Here is an 18,068-nt window from a genome sequence, read left to right as displayed (position 1 = left end):
CGTCGACGTCGCGTCGCCCGTGAACCCTGCCCCGGGCGGTTGGAAGGAGCGTCGCCGTCCTCGGAACCGCCCGGCATGCATCCCCGAATGGCGTGCCGCCGGGCCGGATGGTCAGCCGTCTCCCGAGGAGGAAGGTGCGGCGGCGTCCTGGCTTCCACTCCCGGGCTCGGGTTTGCGGACGATGGTGTCCCGCTGGGCCCATGCGGGGTCGGGATGCGGATAATCCAAAGTGTAATGCAGCCCGCGACTTTCCGGGCGTTGCAGGGCGCACTGCACGATGATTTCTGCCACAGTGGCAAGGTTCCGCAGCTCCAGAAGGTCAGAGGTGACGATGAAGTTCCAGTAATACTCCTGGATCTCCTGCTGGAGGTTGGTGAGGCGCTTTTGGGCGCGCAGCAGCCGCTTGGTGGTTCGCACGATCCCCACGTAGTCCCACATGCAGCGGCGGATCTCGTCCCAGTTGTGGGAGACCACCACCAGCTCGTCCGGGTTGGTGGCGTGGCCGGTTTGCCAGGGCGGAATCTCGAAGTCGACCGGAGGGAGGTCGGAACGGATGGCGTGCTGCGCCGCGCGGTGCGCGCAGACGACCGCCTCCAAAAGAGAATTGCTGGCCAGGCGATTGGCCCCGTGCAACCCCGTGCAGGCCACCTCGCCAATGGCATACAGGCCGGGCAGTTCGGTGACGCCATCCACGGTGGCCACCACCCCGCCGCACTGGTAGTGGGCCGCCGGCACGACCGGGATGGGCTCCTTGGTGATGTCGATGCCGTAGCGCAGACAGGTCTCGTAGATCGTGGGAAAGCGACGGATAATGAACGGTGCGGGTTTGTGCGTGATGTCCAGCAGCACGTAATCGGCCCCGGTGCGCTTCATGACGCTGTCGATGGCCCGGGCGACGATGTCGCGGGGCGCGAGCGACCCGAGCGGATGGACGTCCTTCATGAACTCGACGCCGTCCACCGTTTTGAGCACGCCCCCCTCGCCGCGGACGGCTTCGCTGATGAGAAAAGACTTGGCCTTGGGATGATACAGGCAGGTCGGATGAAACTGGATGAACTCCATGTTGGCGATCGGCACGCCCGCGCGGTAGGCCATGGCAACGCCGTCTCCGGTGGCGATGTCCGGGTTGGTGGTGTAGAGATACACCTTGCCGCAGCCCCCCGTGGCCAGCACGGTCACGCGGGCGGCAAACGTCTTGACCTGGCCGGTGGCTTTGTCGAGGACATACGCCCCCACGCAACGGTTGGGCCCGGGCCGGCCCAGCTTCCGCGTCGTGATGAGGTCGATGGCGAAGTGGTTTTCGAACAGGGTGATGTTCGGCTGCCGCGCCACGGCCTGGAGCAGGGCGCGTTCGATTTCCCGACCGGTCATGTCGCGGGCGTGCAGGATCCGGCGCTTGCTGTGGCCCCCTTCACGGCCCAGGTCCAGCTCCCGTCCCCCGTCCTCGCCGGGCGCTTCGCGTTCGCTGAACCGTACGCCCAGCTCCATGAGCTCGGCAATCCGGGCCGGCCCTTCCTCGATGACCGTTCGGACGACCTCCTCCTTGCACAGCCCGGCCCCGGCGTTGAGCGTGTCCCGCACGTGCAATTCGAAGGAATCCTCTTTGCTGGTGACCGCGGCAATGCCGCCCTGGGCATAGTTGGTGTTGGATTCGGCGCGATCTTTCTTGGTCACGACGGCGACGCGGCCGTGGGGCGCCACTTTGAGGGCGAACATCAACCCCGCAATGCCGCTGCCCAGCACCAGATAGTCGTAGCGTTCCATGGACATCTGCAGGTTCCGCGGGCGGTCGCCGGCTCGGGGATCCGGCCGGGCCGGGTTCAGAGTTTGGCGTTGTCGATCAGACGCGTGTTGCCGACGAACACCGCCAGGGCCATGTGGGTGCCGGGCCGAACCTGCGGGACCGGCTCCAGCGTGTCCGAATCGAAGAACTCCACATAGTCCAGCCGTGCCCGGGGTCGAGAGGCCACCAGCCGGGCAACGTCCTGTTTCAATTGGCGGGCGGGCTTCGGTCCCGACCGAACCTTTTGGCGGGCCAGCTGAATGGCCTCGAACAGAACGGTGGCCTGCCGGCGTTCGTCGGGATTCAGGTATGCGTTGCGGGAACTCATGGCCAGACCGTCCGGCTCGCGCACGGTGGGGGCCACAAGGATGCGCACCGGAAAGTTCAAATTGTCCACCATGCGCCGAATCACCGCGGCCTGCTGCCAGTCCTTGGCCCCGAACACCGCCACATCCGGCAGGACCAGGTGGAACAGTTTGGCGACGACGGTGGTGACCCCGCGGAAATGGCCGGGACGGGCGGCCCCTTCCATGCTCCGAGACAGTTGTTCCTCGACCACGTAGGTGCTGTAGCGGCCTTCGGGTAGCCCGGGATACATGCTCTGGTCATCCGGCGCAAAGACCACGTCCACGCCCGCCTCGCGACAGAGTCGCAGGTCCCGCGGCAGATCCCGAGGGTAACGGTCCAGATCTTCCCCGGGGCCGAACTGTGTGGGATTGACGTAGATGCTGACGACGACGCGGCCGCTGCGGCCCACGGCGCGGCGGGCCACCTGCACGAGGCTCAAATGCCCCTCGTGAAGATACCCCATCGTGGGCACGAAACCGATGCGAACGCCCTCCCGCTGCCAACGACGGGCCAGGCGCTGCATGACACCGGGCTGTCGGATCACCCGCATGGCGATCAAATTGCCCGAGGGTCCGGCGTCTCACAATGCCGTTGTCGAGGGGCGCCCGCGTCACCGGAGCGTTCGGGCCGGGTTCAACGGGCAGGCACCTGAGCCCCGCCCCTTGGGCAAGATCGGCGACAGCAGAAGCAAGAGGGTCGATTCCCGCCCCGCCCGGCGGCTTTACAGAATGACCAGGTTGTCCCGGTGCACCACCTCCACGCCGCGGAGTTGACGGGATCGGATCTGTTCCGCGCTGAAAGAGGCCAGCCCCCGCGCGAACTCGGTGCCGTCCAGGTCGCAGATACGCACCACGTCGCCGGCCTCGAATTCCCCTTCGCAGCGTGCAATGCCCGGGGGCAGCAGACTCTTGCCGCGTTCGCGCAGGGCCGTGCGCGCCCCGTCGTCCACATAGAGCGTCCCCTTGGGATGGTGAAAAAACGCGATCCACCGCTTCCGGCCCCGCAGTTTCGTGGCCGCCGGCACGAACAGGGTGCCTTCCACCTCGCCGGCCAGGATTCGTTCCAGCACGTTTTTTTTCCGACCGGAGGCGATGACCATGGGGATGCCGGAGCGCATGACGATTTTGGCGGCCTGGATCTTGGAGGCCATCCCGCCAACCGCGGTCGGGCTCTGGGTGCCGCGCGCAATCTTCTCCAGGGAGGCATCGATCTTTTCAATCACGGGCACCGTCCGGGGGTTGGCCTGGCCGAAGTTCTCGATCACACCGTCCACCGTGGTCAGAATCACCAGCAGGTCGGCGGGCAGCAGCACCGTCACGAGTGCAGAGAGGCGGTCGTTGTCGCCGAACTTGATCTCCGTGTAGGAAACGGCGTCGTTCTCGTTGATGATGGGCACCACGCCGTGACGCAAGAGGGTGACCAGCGTGTTGCGCGCGTTCAGGTGGCGATCGTGATGTTCCAGGTCGTCATGGGTGAGCAGGACCTGGGCGACGTGAAGACCGTGGGCGGCGAAGAGTCGCTCGTACATCGCCATGAGGCGGGATTGTCCCACGGCGGCACAGGCTTGCAGTTCGCTCAACTCCGTGGGCCGCCGCTCGTACCCCAGGGCGCCCATGCCCGCGCCCACCGCCCCGCTGGTGACCAGCAGCACCTCCCGGCCCGCCTTGCGTTGGGCGGCCAGCTGGGCGACCAGTTGCTCCATCTGGGCCGGGTCCGGCTGTTTGCGGCTGTCCGTCAACACCCCCGTGCCCACCTTCACCACCAGACGCGCGACGTTCTTGAGTTGATCCCGTTGCACAGGTTGCCAGAAAACGGCAAACCGTTTCGCCGCAAAAGTCGAAAAAATCGGGACCCGGCTTTCGGCTGCAGCCGGCCTGGATCCGGCCGGTCGGTGCGGTCCGCGGTGTGCGCGGTGCCAGCGCGGGGGCGGAGTCAGCAACGCCGGAGAGGCCTGAAGACCACCCCGAAGCCCCGGCCGGGCCCGGCGGCGCGGGTGCTGCGCCGGCCCTCGCTTCCCCCACGGCCGGATTTCGATCATGCGACGCAGGTCCGGGGCGTGAACCGTGCTTGACGAGGCCGCGAGGAATGAATCTTATGAAGCCCAAGGTCGTCCAACCCAACGGATGGCTCAACCACGAGGCCTTGACATGAAAACGGATGATTTGCATCGAAGCCGGCGTTTCCTGCGGAACTGGGGCTGGGCACTGGTCCTGAGTGTCGTTCTCGGCGCATCCGCGGCTCCGAAACGCGTGCTGGTGGTGGGAGTGACGGAAGGCTTCCGGCATTCCAGCATCGAAGTGGGGATGCAGGTGATTTCCCAGTTGGCGCACGACACCGGGTTGTTCACGGTGGACATTGCGAATGTGAATCCGAATGCCCCGGAGTTTCGCGGGCCGGACGGCAAACCGGATCGCGCCAAGGTGCAGGCGGCCAACAAGCGCCTGCTGGCCGAAAAGATGAGCCCGGCGGCCCTGGCCAATTACGATCTGGTGATCTTCAACAGTACCACGGGCGACCTGCCCATTCCGGACATGCAGGCCTTCCTGGATTGGATCCGCAGCGGCAGGGGTTTTGTGGGCGTGCATGCCGCCACCGACACATTCCGCGGTCATCGCCCGTTCCATCCCTACGTGCAAATGATCGGAGGTGAATTCAAGTACCACGGACCCCAGGTGGGGGTTGAGATCATCAATCAGGATCCCGCGCATGCCGCCTGCCAGCACCTGCCCAATCCCTGGAAGGTCTTTGACGAGATCTACATTTTGGACGGGTTCGAACGGGCGGCCGTGCATGGCCTGCTTACGTTGGACAAGCACCCGAACGAAAAGACCCCGGGTGACTACCCCATTGCCTGGTGCAAAACCTTCGGCAAGGGCCGCGTGTTTTACACATCGCTGGGCCATCGCGAGGACGTATGGGATCCGAACTGGCGGGATGGCAACGGCCAACGCGCCAATCCGCCCGAGGTCGCGGTGGCGTTCCAACGGCATCTGTTGGGAGGGATCAAGTGGGCCCTGGGCTTGCCGTGAGCAGGGCACGTTTGCCGGGGTGGTATCGCAAGCCATTCCCGGTCCGGTTGCTGCACGGGCTGTTCCGGGACACCTTGCACAGGGCAGGGGGCTTTCGCGCCGCAGGGGCAGCGCCAAAGGGCGCCAACCATGGACCGCGGTGCCGCCACACGATAGCCACAGAAATATGAGCGAGACGGAACGACTGTTGGATTGGAATCGAAGAGAGTTTCTGCGGGGCAGTTCCCTGATGGCACTGGCCACGCTGCTGGGCGGGGTTCGATTGATCCGCCCCGAGGCCGCCGCGGCCGAGCCGGAGCCGGCCCCCACGGAAAAGGTGAAGGTGGGATTGATCGGGCTGGGGCAGTGGGGTCGGGAGTTGCTGGACCAGCTGTTGCGGCTGCCGCAGGCGGAGGTCGCAGCCATCTGCGACAATTACCCTGCCATGTTGCGGCGCAGCGCCAAACGCGTGCCCGACGCCATGGCCACGGAAGATTACCGCGCTTTGCTCGAGAACAAGGAGATCCCCGCCGTGGTGGTGGCCACGCCCACCCATCTTCACAGGGACATCGTCCTCGCGGCATTGGAAGCCGGCAAACACGTTTACTGCGAGGCCCCGCTGGCCCATACCGTGGAAGACGCACGGGCCATTGCTCAGGCGGCCCTGAAACACAACCGGCAGGTTTTCCAGCCGGGCCTGCAACTTCGGTCGGATCCCCAGCGCCATTTCCTGCTGCCCTTTGTGCGCTCGGGGGCACTGGGCCGCATGGCCATGGCCCGCGCGCAATGGAACAAGAAAACCAGCTGGCGTCAGACCTCCCCCAACCCGGAACGCGAAGCCGCAGTCAACTGGCGCCTGGCCCGGGAGACCTCGCTCGGTCTGCTGGGTGAGGTGGGCATCCACCAGATCGACCAGGTGAGCTGGTTCTTTGGTGCGATGCCCACGGCGGTGCACGCTTTTGGCACGGTGGCGTTCTGGAGGGACGGTCGCGAGGTGCACGACACCGTCCAGGCCGTGGTGGAGTATCCGGAAGGATTGCGCCTGCTGTACAGCGCCACCCTGGCCAACAGCTTCGAATCCGAGGCGGAAATCTATTACGGCAGTGATGCGGCCGTGATGATCCGGGGCAGCAGTGCCTGGATGTTCAAGGAGGCCGACGCTCCGTTGCTGGGCTGGGAGGTGTACGCGCGCAAGGACGCCTTCTACAAAGAGACCGGCATCTCGCTGCGTGCCGACGCCTCCAAACTGCGTGCCCAGGGCGACCAGGCCCAGGCCCAGGCCGAGGCCACGGACCCGCCCGTTTACTTTGCGCTGCAATCGTTCCTGCGAAATTGTCGCGAGGTGAGCTCCGCCGTGCAGGATTTCGTTTCCCTTTACGGGGACAGTGATCCCCAGGCCCTGGCCGAGTACCTGGCCAAAGAGGTCCGGCGTCTGCCGGCCGCGGACGCGCTCGACGGGTACCGGGCCACGGTCCTGGCCATCAAGGCCAGTGAGTCCGCGACCACGGGCAGGCCGGTTTCCCTGCCGGCAGAACTGTTTGAATTGAGCTAGGGTGTTTGCGTCCAAACTTATGATGACAACGATGAAGCGAACATTGGCCCGTTTTGTCCGCCCCGCAGGTCGGGTCGGCACCTCCCGATCGCAATCCATGCTGGCGCATGCCACCGCATGGCTCCTGCTGTTGAGCCTGTCTCTCCAGGCAGCCGAGGGCTGGACGCGATTCGGGCCCAAACCCGGGGGCAAATCCAAGATCCGCATCGAGGGCACCTCCACCATCCACGATTGGCAGGTGGAAAGCAGCCTGGTGGGTGGGACCCTGGAGGTGGGGCCGAATTTCCCGAAGAACCAGGGTGAGGTTCAACCGGGCAAACTGGATGTGCGCGCCGAGGTGTTCGTGCCGGTCAGCTCCCTGAAGAGCATCAAAAAGGACGGCACCCCCTACAGCACTGCGATGGACGACATCATGCATGAAAAGCTGCTCAAAACCCAGCATCCGCGCATTGTGTATCGCTTGCAGGAGCTGACCCTGAAGGGGAGTGGAGGTGCCGCGGGCACGTACAATGCGGAGGCCGTGGGCGACCTCGTCGTGGCCGGAGTCACGAATCGGATCACCATGCCGGTGCAGGTGCAGGTCCATCCGGACAACCATCTGCTCATCAGCGGCGAGGTGGGGTTGAAAATGACCGACTTCAAGATTGACCCGCCGGCTCCCAAGGTCGCCCTGGGCCTGATCAAAACGGGCGACGAGGTCAAGGTGTTGTTCCAGTGGGAAGTGTTCCCACGGTGAAGTCAGACAGGGCCACGAGGGCTCTGCATCGGGATCGATTGGGCCCGGGTCGAACGCACGACCCGGGCCGTTTTTTGTAGGCTGGAAGGCGCGGGGGACATGCCGAAGGGCCGGAGTCATTACCGCACCGCCGACAAACATGCGCCCTGGCGGAGGCGAAACCAGGGCGCGAGTTACACCGACTCCGTTTCGTTTGCGCGGGCGCAAGCGTGCGGTTCTCGATCCCTGAGCCCCGGGGCGCGCAGCCTTGCCGCGGGACGCAACGCGGGGTGTCTGACCGGCGTCGCCGCCAACTCGCGCAGGCACACCCCCGGGCCACCCGTTGTGCGGAGGGCGTTTGACCGAGGGGGAGAGGCCCCGGGATGCCTTCGGCGGGGGGCGAGCGTCGTGCGGCCAGCTCCTGATCCTTCAAAACGGCGCAACGGAATTATTCATTACTCTTATCGAAATAGATGTTGACATAAGTCAAAAGGCTCGCTGCGGCGCTTCTTGCCGCAAACCTCGGTCTGGGCCAAATTGCGCGCGGCATGAAGGCGCAGACCTGGGCAGGGATCGCCGTGGGGGCCATGATGGGTGTGGCGCTGGGCACCAGCGCCTACACGTTTCTCTATGCCCGGGGGTATTCCTACCTCACCGAGGACCCCCGGGCATGCATCAACTGCCACATCATGCGGGAGCAGTACGATTCGTGGCTCCATTCCAGCCACCACGCGGTCGCCACCTGCAATGACTGTCACACCCCCTCCGGGTGGGTGGCCAAGTACTGGACCAAGGCCCAGAACGGTTTTTGGCACTCCTATTACTTTACGCTCGGCACCTATCCCGATCCGATTCGGATCACCGAGCGGAATCGCCGCGTGACGGAGGCGGCCTGCCGGAAATGTCACGCGGACATTGTTCACGGGATTGAGGGGCCCGGGGGCGCCGCGGATCCGGCGCAGCGGGCCTCCTGTCTGCACTGCCATCGGGATGTTGGCCATTTGCATTGAAGCACTATGAAGCGAATCCAATCCAACAACCTGACCCCGACTCCGCCTGGCGAGGTCCGTCACCTGCGCGGGGCACAACTCCTCAAATACGGTGTGGCCACGGGCGCGGCGGCGTTGCTCACGGTGGGGGCGCTGGCCCTGTTGCTGAACATCCTGGAACGCAAACGCGAGGCGCAGAACCCGTTCTTCCGCGTCGTGGAGTTGACGGACGACACGACGGATCCCGCCATTTGGGGGAAGAACTTTCCGCAGCAATATGACAGTTACCGGCGGACGGTGGATCAAGTGCGCACGCGCTATGGGGGGAGTGAGGCGCTGCCGCGGACGCCCACGGCGGCCGATCCGCGCTCCGTGGTGGCGCAGTCTAAACTCGAAGAAGATCCCCGCCTGAAGACGATGTGGGCGGGTTTTGCCTTCTCGCTGGACACCCGGGAGGATCGGGGCCACGCCTACATGTTGGACGACGCCACTTTCACCGGGCGGCAGGCGCGGCCGCAGCCGGGGGCCTGCCTCAATTGTCACTCCTCCGCCTATGCGGCTTACAAAAGCCTGGGCGAGGGCGACATCATGAAGGGCTTCGAGAAATTCAACGCCCTGCCGTTTGCCGAGGCTCGCAAACTGGTGGAGCACCCCGTGGCCTGCATTGACTGCCATGATCCGCAAACGATGCAGCTGCGGATCACGCGCCCGGCCTTCATTGAGGGCATTCGCGCCCTGAAGGCACGGGAGGGGATCCCGGATTACGATGTCAACCGCATGGCGACACGGCAGGAAATGCGTTCGTTCGTCTGTGCGCAGTGTCACGTGGAGTACTACTTCAAGGGCGACGCGAAGCGGTTGACCTTCCCGTGGAGCAAGGGAGTCAAGGTCGAGGAAATCCTGGCCTACTACGACGAGGTGGGCTTCAAGGACTGGACGCACGCCGAGACGGGCGCGTCGGTGCTCAAGGCCCAGCATCCGGAGTTCGAGCTGTGGAGCCAGGGAATTCATGCGCGGTCGGGCGTGGCCTGCGCAGATTGTCACATGCCCTATCAGCGCGTGGGCGCGTTCAAGGTCAGCGACCATCACGTGCGCAGTCCGATGCTCAACGTGCATCGGGCCTGTCAGACCTGTCATCCCTGGCCGGAAGAGGAACTCAAGGCCCGCGTGCAGACCATTCAGGATCGCACGCACCAGTTGCGGGACCGTGCGCTGGACGCGCTCATGGATCTGATCGCCGACCTCAAAGCCGCCCGGTCGGCCGGACACGGGGAGGAGCAACTGCGGGAGGCGCTGGATTACCACCGCAAGGCGCAGTTCTACATCGATTTCGTGGAGGCCGAGAATTCCAGTGGATTCCACGCACCTCAGGAGGCCGCCCGGATCCTGGCCGACGCGATTGACTTCTGCCGCAAGGGTCAGCAGGCGTTGCGGAAACTCGGGTCCGGGACCACGGGAGTCGCGGCCACCGCTGCCACTGCCGCGCCATAGGAACCCCATGCAGCCGTTGGCCGGGTGGCCGACTCCGCAGGCGACCGCGCCTCGCTTCAGCCTCCTAGGTGCAGGCGGCCGTGGCCGTCCGGGTCGGGCTGCGGGCCGCATCCGACGATTGGATTGCGCCGCTCAGACTTTGCTGGAGGGCCTGGAACAGGGCCTGCGGGTGGTACGGCTTGGGGAGGAACACCACGCCGGGCTCGCGCTCCATCGCCTCGCGGATCACGTCCGGGCTGTATCCACTGGTGTAGATGACCTTCAGGGCCGGGTTCAGGCACTGCAGGGTCCGGGCCAGGTCGTGGCCGTTCATGGTGCCCGGCATGACGACGTCGGTGAGCAGGACATCCGGCACCACCCCGCACGATTCCCAAATGCGCATGGCCTCGTCGGCATCGGCCGCTTTCAGGACACGGTAGCCACGCCGTTTCAGGAGTTCGGCGGTCAGATCCCGCACGGGCAGTTCGTCCTCGACCAGCAGGACGATGGGCCCCTGCCCCTGGGGAGGGCCGGCGGGGGAGAGGGCGGCCGGAGGCGGTGCTGCGGGGGGTTCGGCCTGGGGGGTTGCGGCCACGGGGAGGTACACACGAAAGCTGCTGCCCTGGCCGGGCTGGGTCCGGACTTCCACCCAGCCTTCGTGTTGTTTGACGATGCCATGCACGGTGGACAGTCCGAGCCCGGTGGCACGGCCGAAGCCCTTGGTGGTGAAAAACGGATCGAAGATGCGCGGCAGAACGTCCGGCGGGATGCCGCAGCCGTGGTCGGTCACCTCGAACCAGACGAATCGACCGGGGCGGGCGTCGGGGATCTGCGCGGCGGTGGCCTCGTCCAACTCGACCTGGCCGGTGGTGATCTGGATGGTGTCCCCCTGAGGCGCGGCGTCGCGAGCATTCAGGAGGAGCTGCACCAGCACTTGTTCCATGCCATGGGGGTCGGCCATGACCGGAGGGAGCTCGAGGCTGGTGCGTAACTGCAGGGTGTGTCGGTCGCCGAGAGCCCGGGCAAGCGTGGGGGCCAGTTTCTGCAGGGTCTGACCCAGGTCCACGGGTCTGGGCTGGAACCACTGTCGCCGGCTGAAGGCCAGGAGTTGTTGGGTCAAGCGTGCGGCACGCTGGGCGTATTCGGCCGTGCGCTCCAACAGGGCCGCTTGCAGGGCGGGGTTGACGTCTCCGCTTTGGAGGAGGGAGACGTTGCCGAGGATGACGGTCAGGATGTTGTTGAACTCGTGGGCGATGCCGGCGGTGAGCTGGCCCACGGCCTCCAGCTTCTGCGTTTGCCGCAATTGTTCCTCGAGCCGAATCTGGGCGGTGATGTCTTCGGCTGCCAGCAGCAGGCAGGGTTCGGCGCCCAGGACGAAGGGCTGGGTGCTCAGGAGCACACGGCGTTCCTGGCCATCGGGTCGCCGCAGCAGGCAGGGGTGTTGTCGGAGGGGTTTTTCCGGATCCATCCGAATCGGTGCCGCCGAAGGGCCCTGGGTCAGCCATTGCAACCGATCCTCGGTCGCGGCCATCAACTCGGCGCGCGAGGCACCGCACAACTCCGCGAAAGCCGGGTTGACATCCACGTACCGCCAGGGATTCGTTCGCAAGAGGGCCAGGGGCACGGGACTGAATTCGAACGCGCGGCTGAAGCGGGCCTCGCTTTCCCGGAGGGCCACCTCGGCCCGCAGGCGTTCGGCCACTTCGCGTTGGAGCTCCTGGTTGGCAGCGACCAGTTCCGCGGTTCGTTGTTGGACCAGTTTGTCCAGGTCGGCGATGCAGAGACGCGCCTGCCGCGCCAATTCCCATTTCCGGGTCAGCGCGTGCGCCAGTTGCAGCACCTCGATGGTTTCGAAGGGTTTTTTGAGGATCAGCAGGCTGTCCGTTTTCCCGAGCCGCCGCACGAAATCGTCCCAGGCGTAATCGGAATGCGCGGTGCAGATGACGGCCTGCAGATCGGGCGCCACCTGCCAGAGCCGTTCGAGGGTTTCGACGCCGTCCCACCCGGGTGGCATGCGCACGTCCACGAACGCGAGTTGGTAAGGGTCTCCTTCTTCGAGGGCTTTGCGCACCATCTCCAGCGCTTCCTGGCCCTGATGCGCGGAATCGAGTCGAAAGGCGTCTTGCGCCGTGGCGACCTCCGGCTCGCCGAAGAGGGCGGCCTCGGCGGCGTCGAGATGAGGCGCGGTCCCGGCCGAGCCACCCAGGATTTTGCGAAAATCCGCGTGGATCGCGGGGTTGTCGTCCACGATCAAAATGCGCGGGGGACGTGGGGAGGGCGAGGAAGTCATGGAGTGGCCTGAGGCTTTTTATAGGGAATGCGCAAGGTGAATCGCGCGCCCTGTCCGACGCCGTCGCTGTGCGCCTCCAGGGAACCCCCGAGGGCTTTGGCGGCCAGGGCACTGCTGTGAAGACCGAAACCGTGACCCGTGGGCCGCGTGGTAAAGCCGTGGGTGAAAATCTTCGTCATGTTTTCGGGCGGAATTCCGATGCCGTTGTCCTCGATCTCCATGACCAGCCAATCGTCGCCGTCGCGTCGGATCCGGGCCACCACCTGCTTGTCCGGTCGACCGGAGTCGCTCACGGCGTACTTGGCGTTGCGGATGAGGTTGACCAGGATCTGCAGCACCTTGTGCCGGTCCACCAGGATGGGGGGAGCGGACTCGAATTCCCGGACCAGCTGCACCGTGTGGCGGTTCAGGGCCGCCGCATTGATGCGGAGAGCGTCCTCCATGAGCTGCACGGGCTCGACCGTTTCCTCGACGCCGGCCATGCGGGCGTAGTTTTGCTGCATGGCGACGATTTGTTTGATGTGCTCCACGTGGTCGCGGAGCTGGGCCAGTTCGGCCAAAAGGAATTCCTGTTGTTCGGCCAGGGCCTTGCTGACCGCCTCCAGATACCCGGGCAGGTGTTTACCGCGTGGATCCTGCGTGAGGAACTCGTCCAGGTGACCCAGATGGGCTCGCAGCAGTTCGGGGACCCTGGCCAGATTGGCGAACCGATTCTGCCGCACGCGATCCAGGAGCAGCGAGCAGGAGACGTTGATGCTGGTGAGCACGTTGCCCACGTTGTGCAGGACGTCACTGGCGACCTCGGCCATGCCGGCGAGTCGGGAGGCTTCCACAAGGCGCTTGTGGGTGGCTTCCAATTCGGCCTCCGCCTGCTTGAGGGCGGTGATGTCCTTGGAGATGCCGAAGGTGCCGATGATCTCTCCCCGGGCGTTGCGCCAGGGCATCTTGGTGGTCAGGCACCAGGTGATGCGACCGTCCTTGTGGGTTTCCTTTTCCACCTTGCCGATGATGGGCTCGCCCGTGGCGATGATGCGCTGTTCATCTTCGAAGGCGGCACGGGCGTGTTCCTCGGTGAAGAGATCGAAATCGGTCTTGCCCACCAGCGCGTTGGGATCGTCCAACTGCATGAGCTTTCCGAAGGTGGCGCGACTGTACCGGACGAAACGGGACTGACGGTCCTTGAAATAGATGGCGTCGGGGATGTTGTCCAGGAGGGCCTGGAACAGTTCACGTTCGTAGCGCAGTTCATCTTCGACCTGTTTCCAGGCGGTGATGTCCTTGGAAATGCCGAAGGTGCCGATGATCTCTCCTTGCGCGTCGCGCCAGGGGACCTTGGTGGTCAGGGCCCAGGTCACCCGTCCGTCGGCATGCGTTTCCTTTTCCAGCTTGCCCACGATGGGCCTGCCGGTGCGCATGATCTCCTGTTCGTCTTCGAAGGCCGGCCGGGCGTGCTCCTCGGTGAAGATGTCGAAGTCGGTCTTGCCGATCAGTGCGTTCGGGTCGGTCAGACCGTAGCGCTCGACGAAGGCCCGACTGTAGTGTACGAACCGCGACTCACGATCCTTGAAATAGATCATGTCGGGGCAGTGCTCCAGGAGGGTCTGAAACAGGTTGCTGGTTCGCTCCAGGGCCGCCTGGGCCTCTTTGATGGGAGTGATGTCTTCGTAGCTGCCGAGCACGCCCACGATTTGTCCCTGGGCATCGCGGATGGGCACCTTGTTGGTGCGCAGCCACGCCAGAGAGCCGTCGGGTCGCGTTTGGACCTCCTCATAGCCCAGCTTGGGCTCTCCGGTCTTCATGACCTCTTGATCGTCCGCCACGTACTGGTTCGCCTGGTCCCGCCAGACCAGGTCGAAGTCGGTCTTGCCCACGATTGCGTCGGGGTTTGGCAGGCCGCAGTCCTGGGCAAAGGCACGGTTGCAGCCGAGGTACACGGAGTTCCGATCCTTCCAGAAAATGCGTTGCGGCGTGGTGTCCAGGATGGAGCGCAGCATCTGCGTCGAGCGGAACAGCTCCTCCTGCATCCGCTTCCGCGCGGTGATGTCGCGTCCGATGCACTGGACCGCCGCAGCGCCGTCCTGTGTCCGGGTCCGGCGCAGGGACAGTTCCAGACACAGGGTCCGCCCCTGCGGCGCGCGCAATTCGGTTTCAATGCGCAGGGGCGCGTCCGAAGCCTCCGGATCTTGCAGCAGGCGTTCGACGGTTTGCCAGCATTCCGGGGAGAGAACCTCGGCGGCGACCACCGTGCCCAGATGCTCCGGGATGATGCCCAGGGCACGGCACAGCGCCGGATTGGCGGAAACGAATCGTCCCTCGGCATCCAGGGCGAAAATGAGGTCGTGTGCTTGTTCGAACAGTTCCCGGAAGGAGCGTTCCAGGGCCAGCTCACGTTCCATGCGTTCCTGCAGCTGGCGGGTCTGGCGGGCCACCTGGCGGCGGAGTGCAAAGCTCCAAACACCCGTGCCCGCCGCCAGGGCCGAGAGCAGGCTGATGACCGTGACGGAATGATTCAAGGTCCATCCGGCCGGTACACTCACCTGTCCCACCGCCGCACCTGTTGGGTTGGGGGAGGCGGAACCTGGCGCTACTGCGTTTGTGGTCCCCGGGTGAGAAGCCCGTGCGCTTTGCACCAAGCCCGGTGCCTGGCTCCAGGCAACCATTAAGGACAGGCAGGCCGTGGCCGTGCCCACGATGAACCACCAGCGGCCCGGCAACGGGGCAATGCCGGGCTGAACTCCCGAAGTTGCACTCTTCCTGGCCATGTGGCGTTTTCCGGAAATGGGTTGTCTGGCCCTGCGGCAGGGCGGGCTCGCCTTCCGGTCCCTTACCCGCAGCCTGCCCCCGGTTCCGCCCGTCCGCCGCTCCGTGGCGGGCTGCCCGGATCCCCGCCGAGGACATGCGGCTGGCGCCGGATGAACGCCGCCCGGGCAGGCAGATTCCCCGTGGCTGTGGCCGGGGAAACCCGGTCATGGGCGCTCATGGCGTCACGGCCAGACACACAATGTCCTGCTAACGCAGCTATCGGCAGCCGGTTGGGGAACTTGAGCTGAAAAGGAGCTCGAGGTGGCAGGTGCAGGTTTGCCCGTTACCGCGGAAGGCCGGGTTGGCTTTTCCCCGAGCAGCATTCGTTCGCGGCCGGGTCCCCTGCAGGCCGGTTCGAGAAGTCGGGCCCGTCTGCTGCATGGACGGCATGGGCGGAAGAAGCTGGATTGTCCGCAGCGGCGCCCGAATTGTCCGGAACCCGCACTCGCCGGGACCGGCGCCCTCGGGTTGGTGGTCGGGCGTGTGAGTGGCAAAAGTCTCTCGGCGCAGATCGGCTGCCCACCGCGGCCCTGGTGGTTGCGCCCGCGCCGGATTGAATCCTGCGTGTGCGTGTCCGTGGCTCGCGGCCGCGGTCAAAAGGCAGTGCCCGGCACGCCCGGACGGCGGGCCGTACCGCGACCCGAGACCCTGCACGATCATGTCGGGCTGGCGGAAACGGGGAACCGAACGGCGAACCATGAGGCGGGCGCTGCTCCGAGCGCACTTGGGATGTGCGTCTTCCCCGGGCGTTTCTGCGGGGGGTGCGGCGCGTCTTGCCCGAGATCGGTCGTTGACGACCGACATGGAGACGCTGTTCCCGGTTGAGCCGGGATGGGGTTTGGTGTAAGCATGCACGGGCAGACACAGAGAGGTGGAGTACAATCAGCGGTCATCCATGCACTGGAACGCAACCCCATTCTTGAGTCGAAAGTTCCGAACTCTTGCGGCGGCCGGCGCGCTCTGGCTGGGCGGGAGCACGGCGCTGTTGAGCCAGGTCATTACGAACTTCACGCCTGCCTACGGACAACCGGGCACCTGGGTGACCGTGTACGGGAGCGGCTTTTATTACACCGGCTATACCGTGGATCCGGTAACAGCCGTGCAATTCGGCACGCGGCCGGCTCAGTTCAGTGTGACGGCCGACAATCAATTGGTCGCCATGGTCCCGACCGGGGCGACCACCGATTACATCCGGGTGGGCAAACCCGGACGCAGTTGGGTCTACAGTCCGCGCCCTTTTACCGTGATCGGCCCGGGGCCGTACATCACCGGTTTCTCTCCGGCCAACGGCAACGTGGGGACCCTGGTGACCATCGAGGGCGTGCAATTCACCGGAGCCACCACGGTACAATTCAACGGGGTGCCCGCGTCCGGATTCTTCGTGGCCAGCGACACGCTGATCCAGGTCAATGTGCCGGCGGGTGCCAGCACCGGACCGATTGCCGTCGGCCGGGCCGGGGTGGGGACCAACGTGAGCTCGACGTTCTTTTACCTGCCGCCCGTGATCGACCGGTTCGAACCGACCAATGGTCGGCCGGGCACGCTGGTCACCCTGTACGGGCGCAATTTGCGGGGTGCGACGGAAGTGCGCTTTCAAGCGACCCCTGCCACCTTCGAGCCCCCCACGACGAACACCATTTTGCGTGCGGTGGTGCCCCTGGGAGCGCGGACCGGGCCCTTGCGCGTGGTCACGCCGGGTGGGGTGTTCGTTTCCAGCAGCTCGTTCGTGGTGCGGCCGGCGATTACCGGGTTCAGTCCAACGGCCGGCCCCCCGGGCACGGTGGTGACCATCACCGGGGCGAACCTGGACGTGGCGCCGGTCTCGGTGCGGTTCGGGGACGTGGCAGCGACCGTGACACAGGTGAGTTTCGACCGTTTGACGGTGACGGTTCCGGCGGGAGCCACGACCGGCCCCATCACGGTGACCACGGCGGATGGAAGCGATGTGAGCACGGACCTGTTTTATCTACCGCCCCGGGTGGACAGTTTCCTGCCCACCAACGGGCCGCCGGGTACGCCCGTGGCGATCGCGGGGCAGAATCTGCTGGGGACTTCGGCTGTGTTGTTTGACGGCGTGGCCGCCACGTTTTTGCCGCCCACCTCCAGCACCGGCCTTGTCGCATATGTCCCGGCCGGGGTGACCACCGGGCCGCTCACGGTTGTGACGCCCGGAGGCTCGACCAACACGGGGTCGCGGTGGTTCTATGCCGCTCCGGTGATTCACAGCTTTTCTCCCATGCATGGCTTGCCGGGCACCAACGTGGTCATCACGGGTGCGAATTTTCGTGGCACGACCGCCGTGCGATTTAACGGCGTTCCCGCCAGCTTCATGCCTCCCACGAACAACACGACGCTGGTGACCACGGTGCCTGGCGGCGCGCAGACCGGCCCCATCGAAGTGGTCACTCCCGGTGGTCAGGCCGTCTCCGGAGTCCCGTTCGCCCTCGATTACACGGCGGACCTTCGATTGGAAGGGGCGCCAAATGTGATTGTTACCCGGTTGGGCAGTAATTTCACCGCAACCCTGAATCTGCGGAACACGGGGCCGTATGTGGCCACGAACGTGCTCTTCGAGATCCAGTGGCCTGCAGCCCTGCAATTGCGCTCCGCGACCGCCACGCAGGGCTCCGTTCAAGTCGAGCCGAATCGCGCGCGCCTGAGCGTTCCGTCACTGAATCTGGTCAATCCCGTGAGCGTGACACTGACTTGGGCGGCCCTGGGATGGGGATGGTTTACCAACCTGGCAACCCTCACCGGCGCCTACACAGATCCCACCCCGGACAACGCCCGCTGGGCCGTCGTGGTGCTGGTCGAACCCCTGCCGTTGTTGAGCGTGCAGGCCCTGCCGGATGCCCGGATTCGGGTCTCCTGGCCCGTGGCCTTGACCAACTACGTGCTGCAGTACCGTTCCCTGGTTTCACCCGGCGTCTGGTCCAATTACCCGGTGGCGCCCAGCGTGGGAACCAACGAAAGGTTTGTGATCGAGCCGATCCAGACCAACGGCCGGATGTTCCGGCTGCGGCGGCAGTGACGAAGACCGCCCAAGGAAGGGTGGCTCCTGAGCCGGATCTCCTCGGGTTGTCATTGCCCATGGTTTCCACCTCCCTCGAC

11 protein-coding genes are annotated in these 18,068 nt (G+C 65.2%); 6 read left to right on the top strand and 5 right to left on the bottom strand.

The window, feature by feature from the left end; translation table 11 throughout:
- Positions 1–111: 111 nt before the first annotated feature.
- From nadB to proB, 3 genes are all read right to left on the bottom strand, one after another.
- Positions 112–1,764: an L-aspartate oxidase gene (gene nadB / locus ACPDIT_RS02190; protein ID WP_423441142.1), complete on the bottom strand. Its 1,653-nt coding sequence runs from the start codon at positions 1,762–1,764 to the stop codon at positions 112–114.
- 56 nt (positions 1,765–1,820) lie between these two features.
- Positions 1,821–2,681, bottom strand: a complete 861-nt coding sequence (gene panC / locus ACPDIT_RS02185; protein ID WP_423441140.1) for a pantoate--beta-alanine ligase — start codon at positions 2,679–2,681, stop codon at positions 1,821–1,823.
- 171 nt (positions 2,682–2,852) lie between these two features.
- Positions 2,853–3,929, bottom strand: a complete 1,077-nt coding sequence (gene proB, locus ACPDIT_RS02180; RefSeq protein ID WP_423441139.1) for a glutamate 5-kinase — start codon at positions 3,927–3,929, stop codon at positions 2,853–2,855.
- A 349-nt stretch (positions 3,930–4,278) separates the two neighbouring features.
- On the opposite strand from proB, the gene ACPDIT_RS02175 reads away from it, so the two are divergent.
- From ACPDIT_RS02175 to ACPDIT_RS02155, 5 genes are all read left to right on the top strand, one after another.
- Positions 4,279–5,160, top strand: a complete 882-nt coding sequence (locus ACPDIT_RS02175; protein WP_423441137.1) for a ThuA domain-containing protein — start codon at positions 4,279–4,281, stop codon at positions 5,158–5,160.
- A gap of 166 nt (positions 5,161–5,326) precedes the next feature.
- Positions 5,327–6,691 (top strand): Gfo/Idh/MocA family oxidoreductase, encoded by a 1,365-nt coding sequence (locus tag ACPDIT_RS02170; protein ID WP_423441135.1) that lies wholly within the window; start codon positions 5,327–5,329, stop codon positions 6,689–6,691.
- 31 nt (positions 6,692–6,722) lie between these two features.
- Positions 6,723–7,427, top strand: a complete 705-nt coding sequence (locus ACPDIT_RS02165; RefSeq protein WP_423441133.1) for a YceI family protein — start codon at positions 6,723–6,725, stop codon at positions 7,425–7,427.
- Between the two features lie 527 nt (positions 7,428–7,954).
- The gene (gene nrfH, locus ACPDIT_RS02160) at positions 7,955–8,416 is read left to right on the top strand and encodes a cytochrome c nitrite reductase small subunit (protein ID WP_423441131.1); all 462 of its coding nucleotides are present in this window, start codon (positions 7,955–7,957) and stop codon (positions 8,414–8,416) included.
- A gap of 6 nt (positions 8,417–8,422) precedes the next feature.
- Complete coding sequence (locus ACPDIT_RS02155; RefSeq protein ID WP_423441129.1) at positions 8,423–9,886, top strand: ammonia-forming cytochrome c nitrite reductase subunit c552; 1,464 nt, start codon at positions 8,423–8,425, stop codon at positions 9,884–9,886.
- Between the two features lie 64 nt (positions 9,887–9,950).
- Here the strand turns inward: ACPDIT_RS02155 and ACPDIT_RS02150 are convergent, their stop codons facing one another.
- Both ACPDIT_RS02150 and ACPDIT_RS02145 read right to left on the bottom strand, forming a co-directional pair.
- On the bottom strand, positions 9,951–12,155 hold the full coding sequence (locus tag ACPDIT_RS02150) for a response regulator (protein WP_423441127.1): 2,205 nt from the start codon (positions 12,153–12,155) through the stop codon (positions 9,951–9,953).
- A complete protein-coding gene (locus ACPDIT_RS02145) occupies positions 12,152–14,917 on the bottom strand; it encodes a PAS domain-containing protein (RefSeq protein ID WP_423441125.1) in 2,766 nt (921 codons plus the stop codon). The genes ACPDIT_RS02150 and ACPDIT_RS02145 overlap by 4 nt, the downstream gene beginning before the upstream one ends.
- A gap of 935 nt (positions 14,918–15,852) precedes the next feature.
- On the opposite strand from ACPDIT_RS02145, the gene ACPDIT_RS02140 reads away from it, so the two are divergent.
- Positions 15,853–17,988 carry an IPT/TIG domain-containing protein gene (locus ACPDIT_RS02140; RefSeq protein WP_423441123.1) on the top strand — a complete coding sequence of 712 codons (2,136 nt, stop codon included), beginning with the start codon at positions 15,853–15,855 and terminating at the stop codon, positions 17,986–17,988.
- The last annotated feature ends 80 nt before the right edge of the window (positions 17,989–18,068 follow it).

Source organism: Limisphaera sp. VF-2, assembly GCF_049537125.1.
In the GTDB taxonomy this organism is placed as follows: domain Bacteria; phylum Verrucomicrobiota; class Verrucomicrobiia; order Limisphaerales; family Limisphaeraceae; genus Limisphaera.
This window is presented reverse-complemented; position numbering and strand designations above follow the sequence as displayed.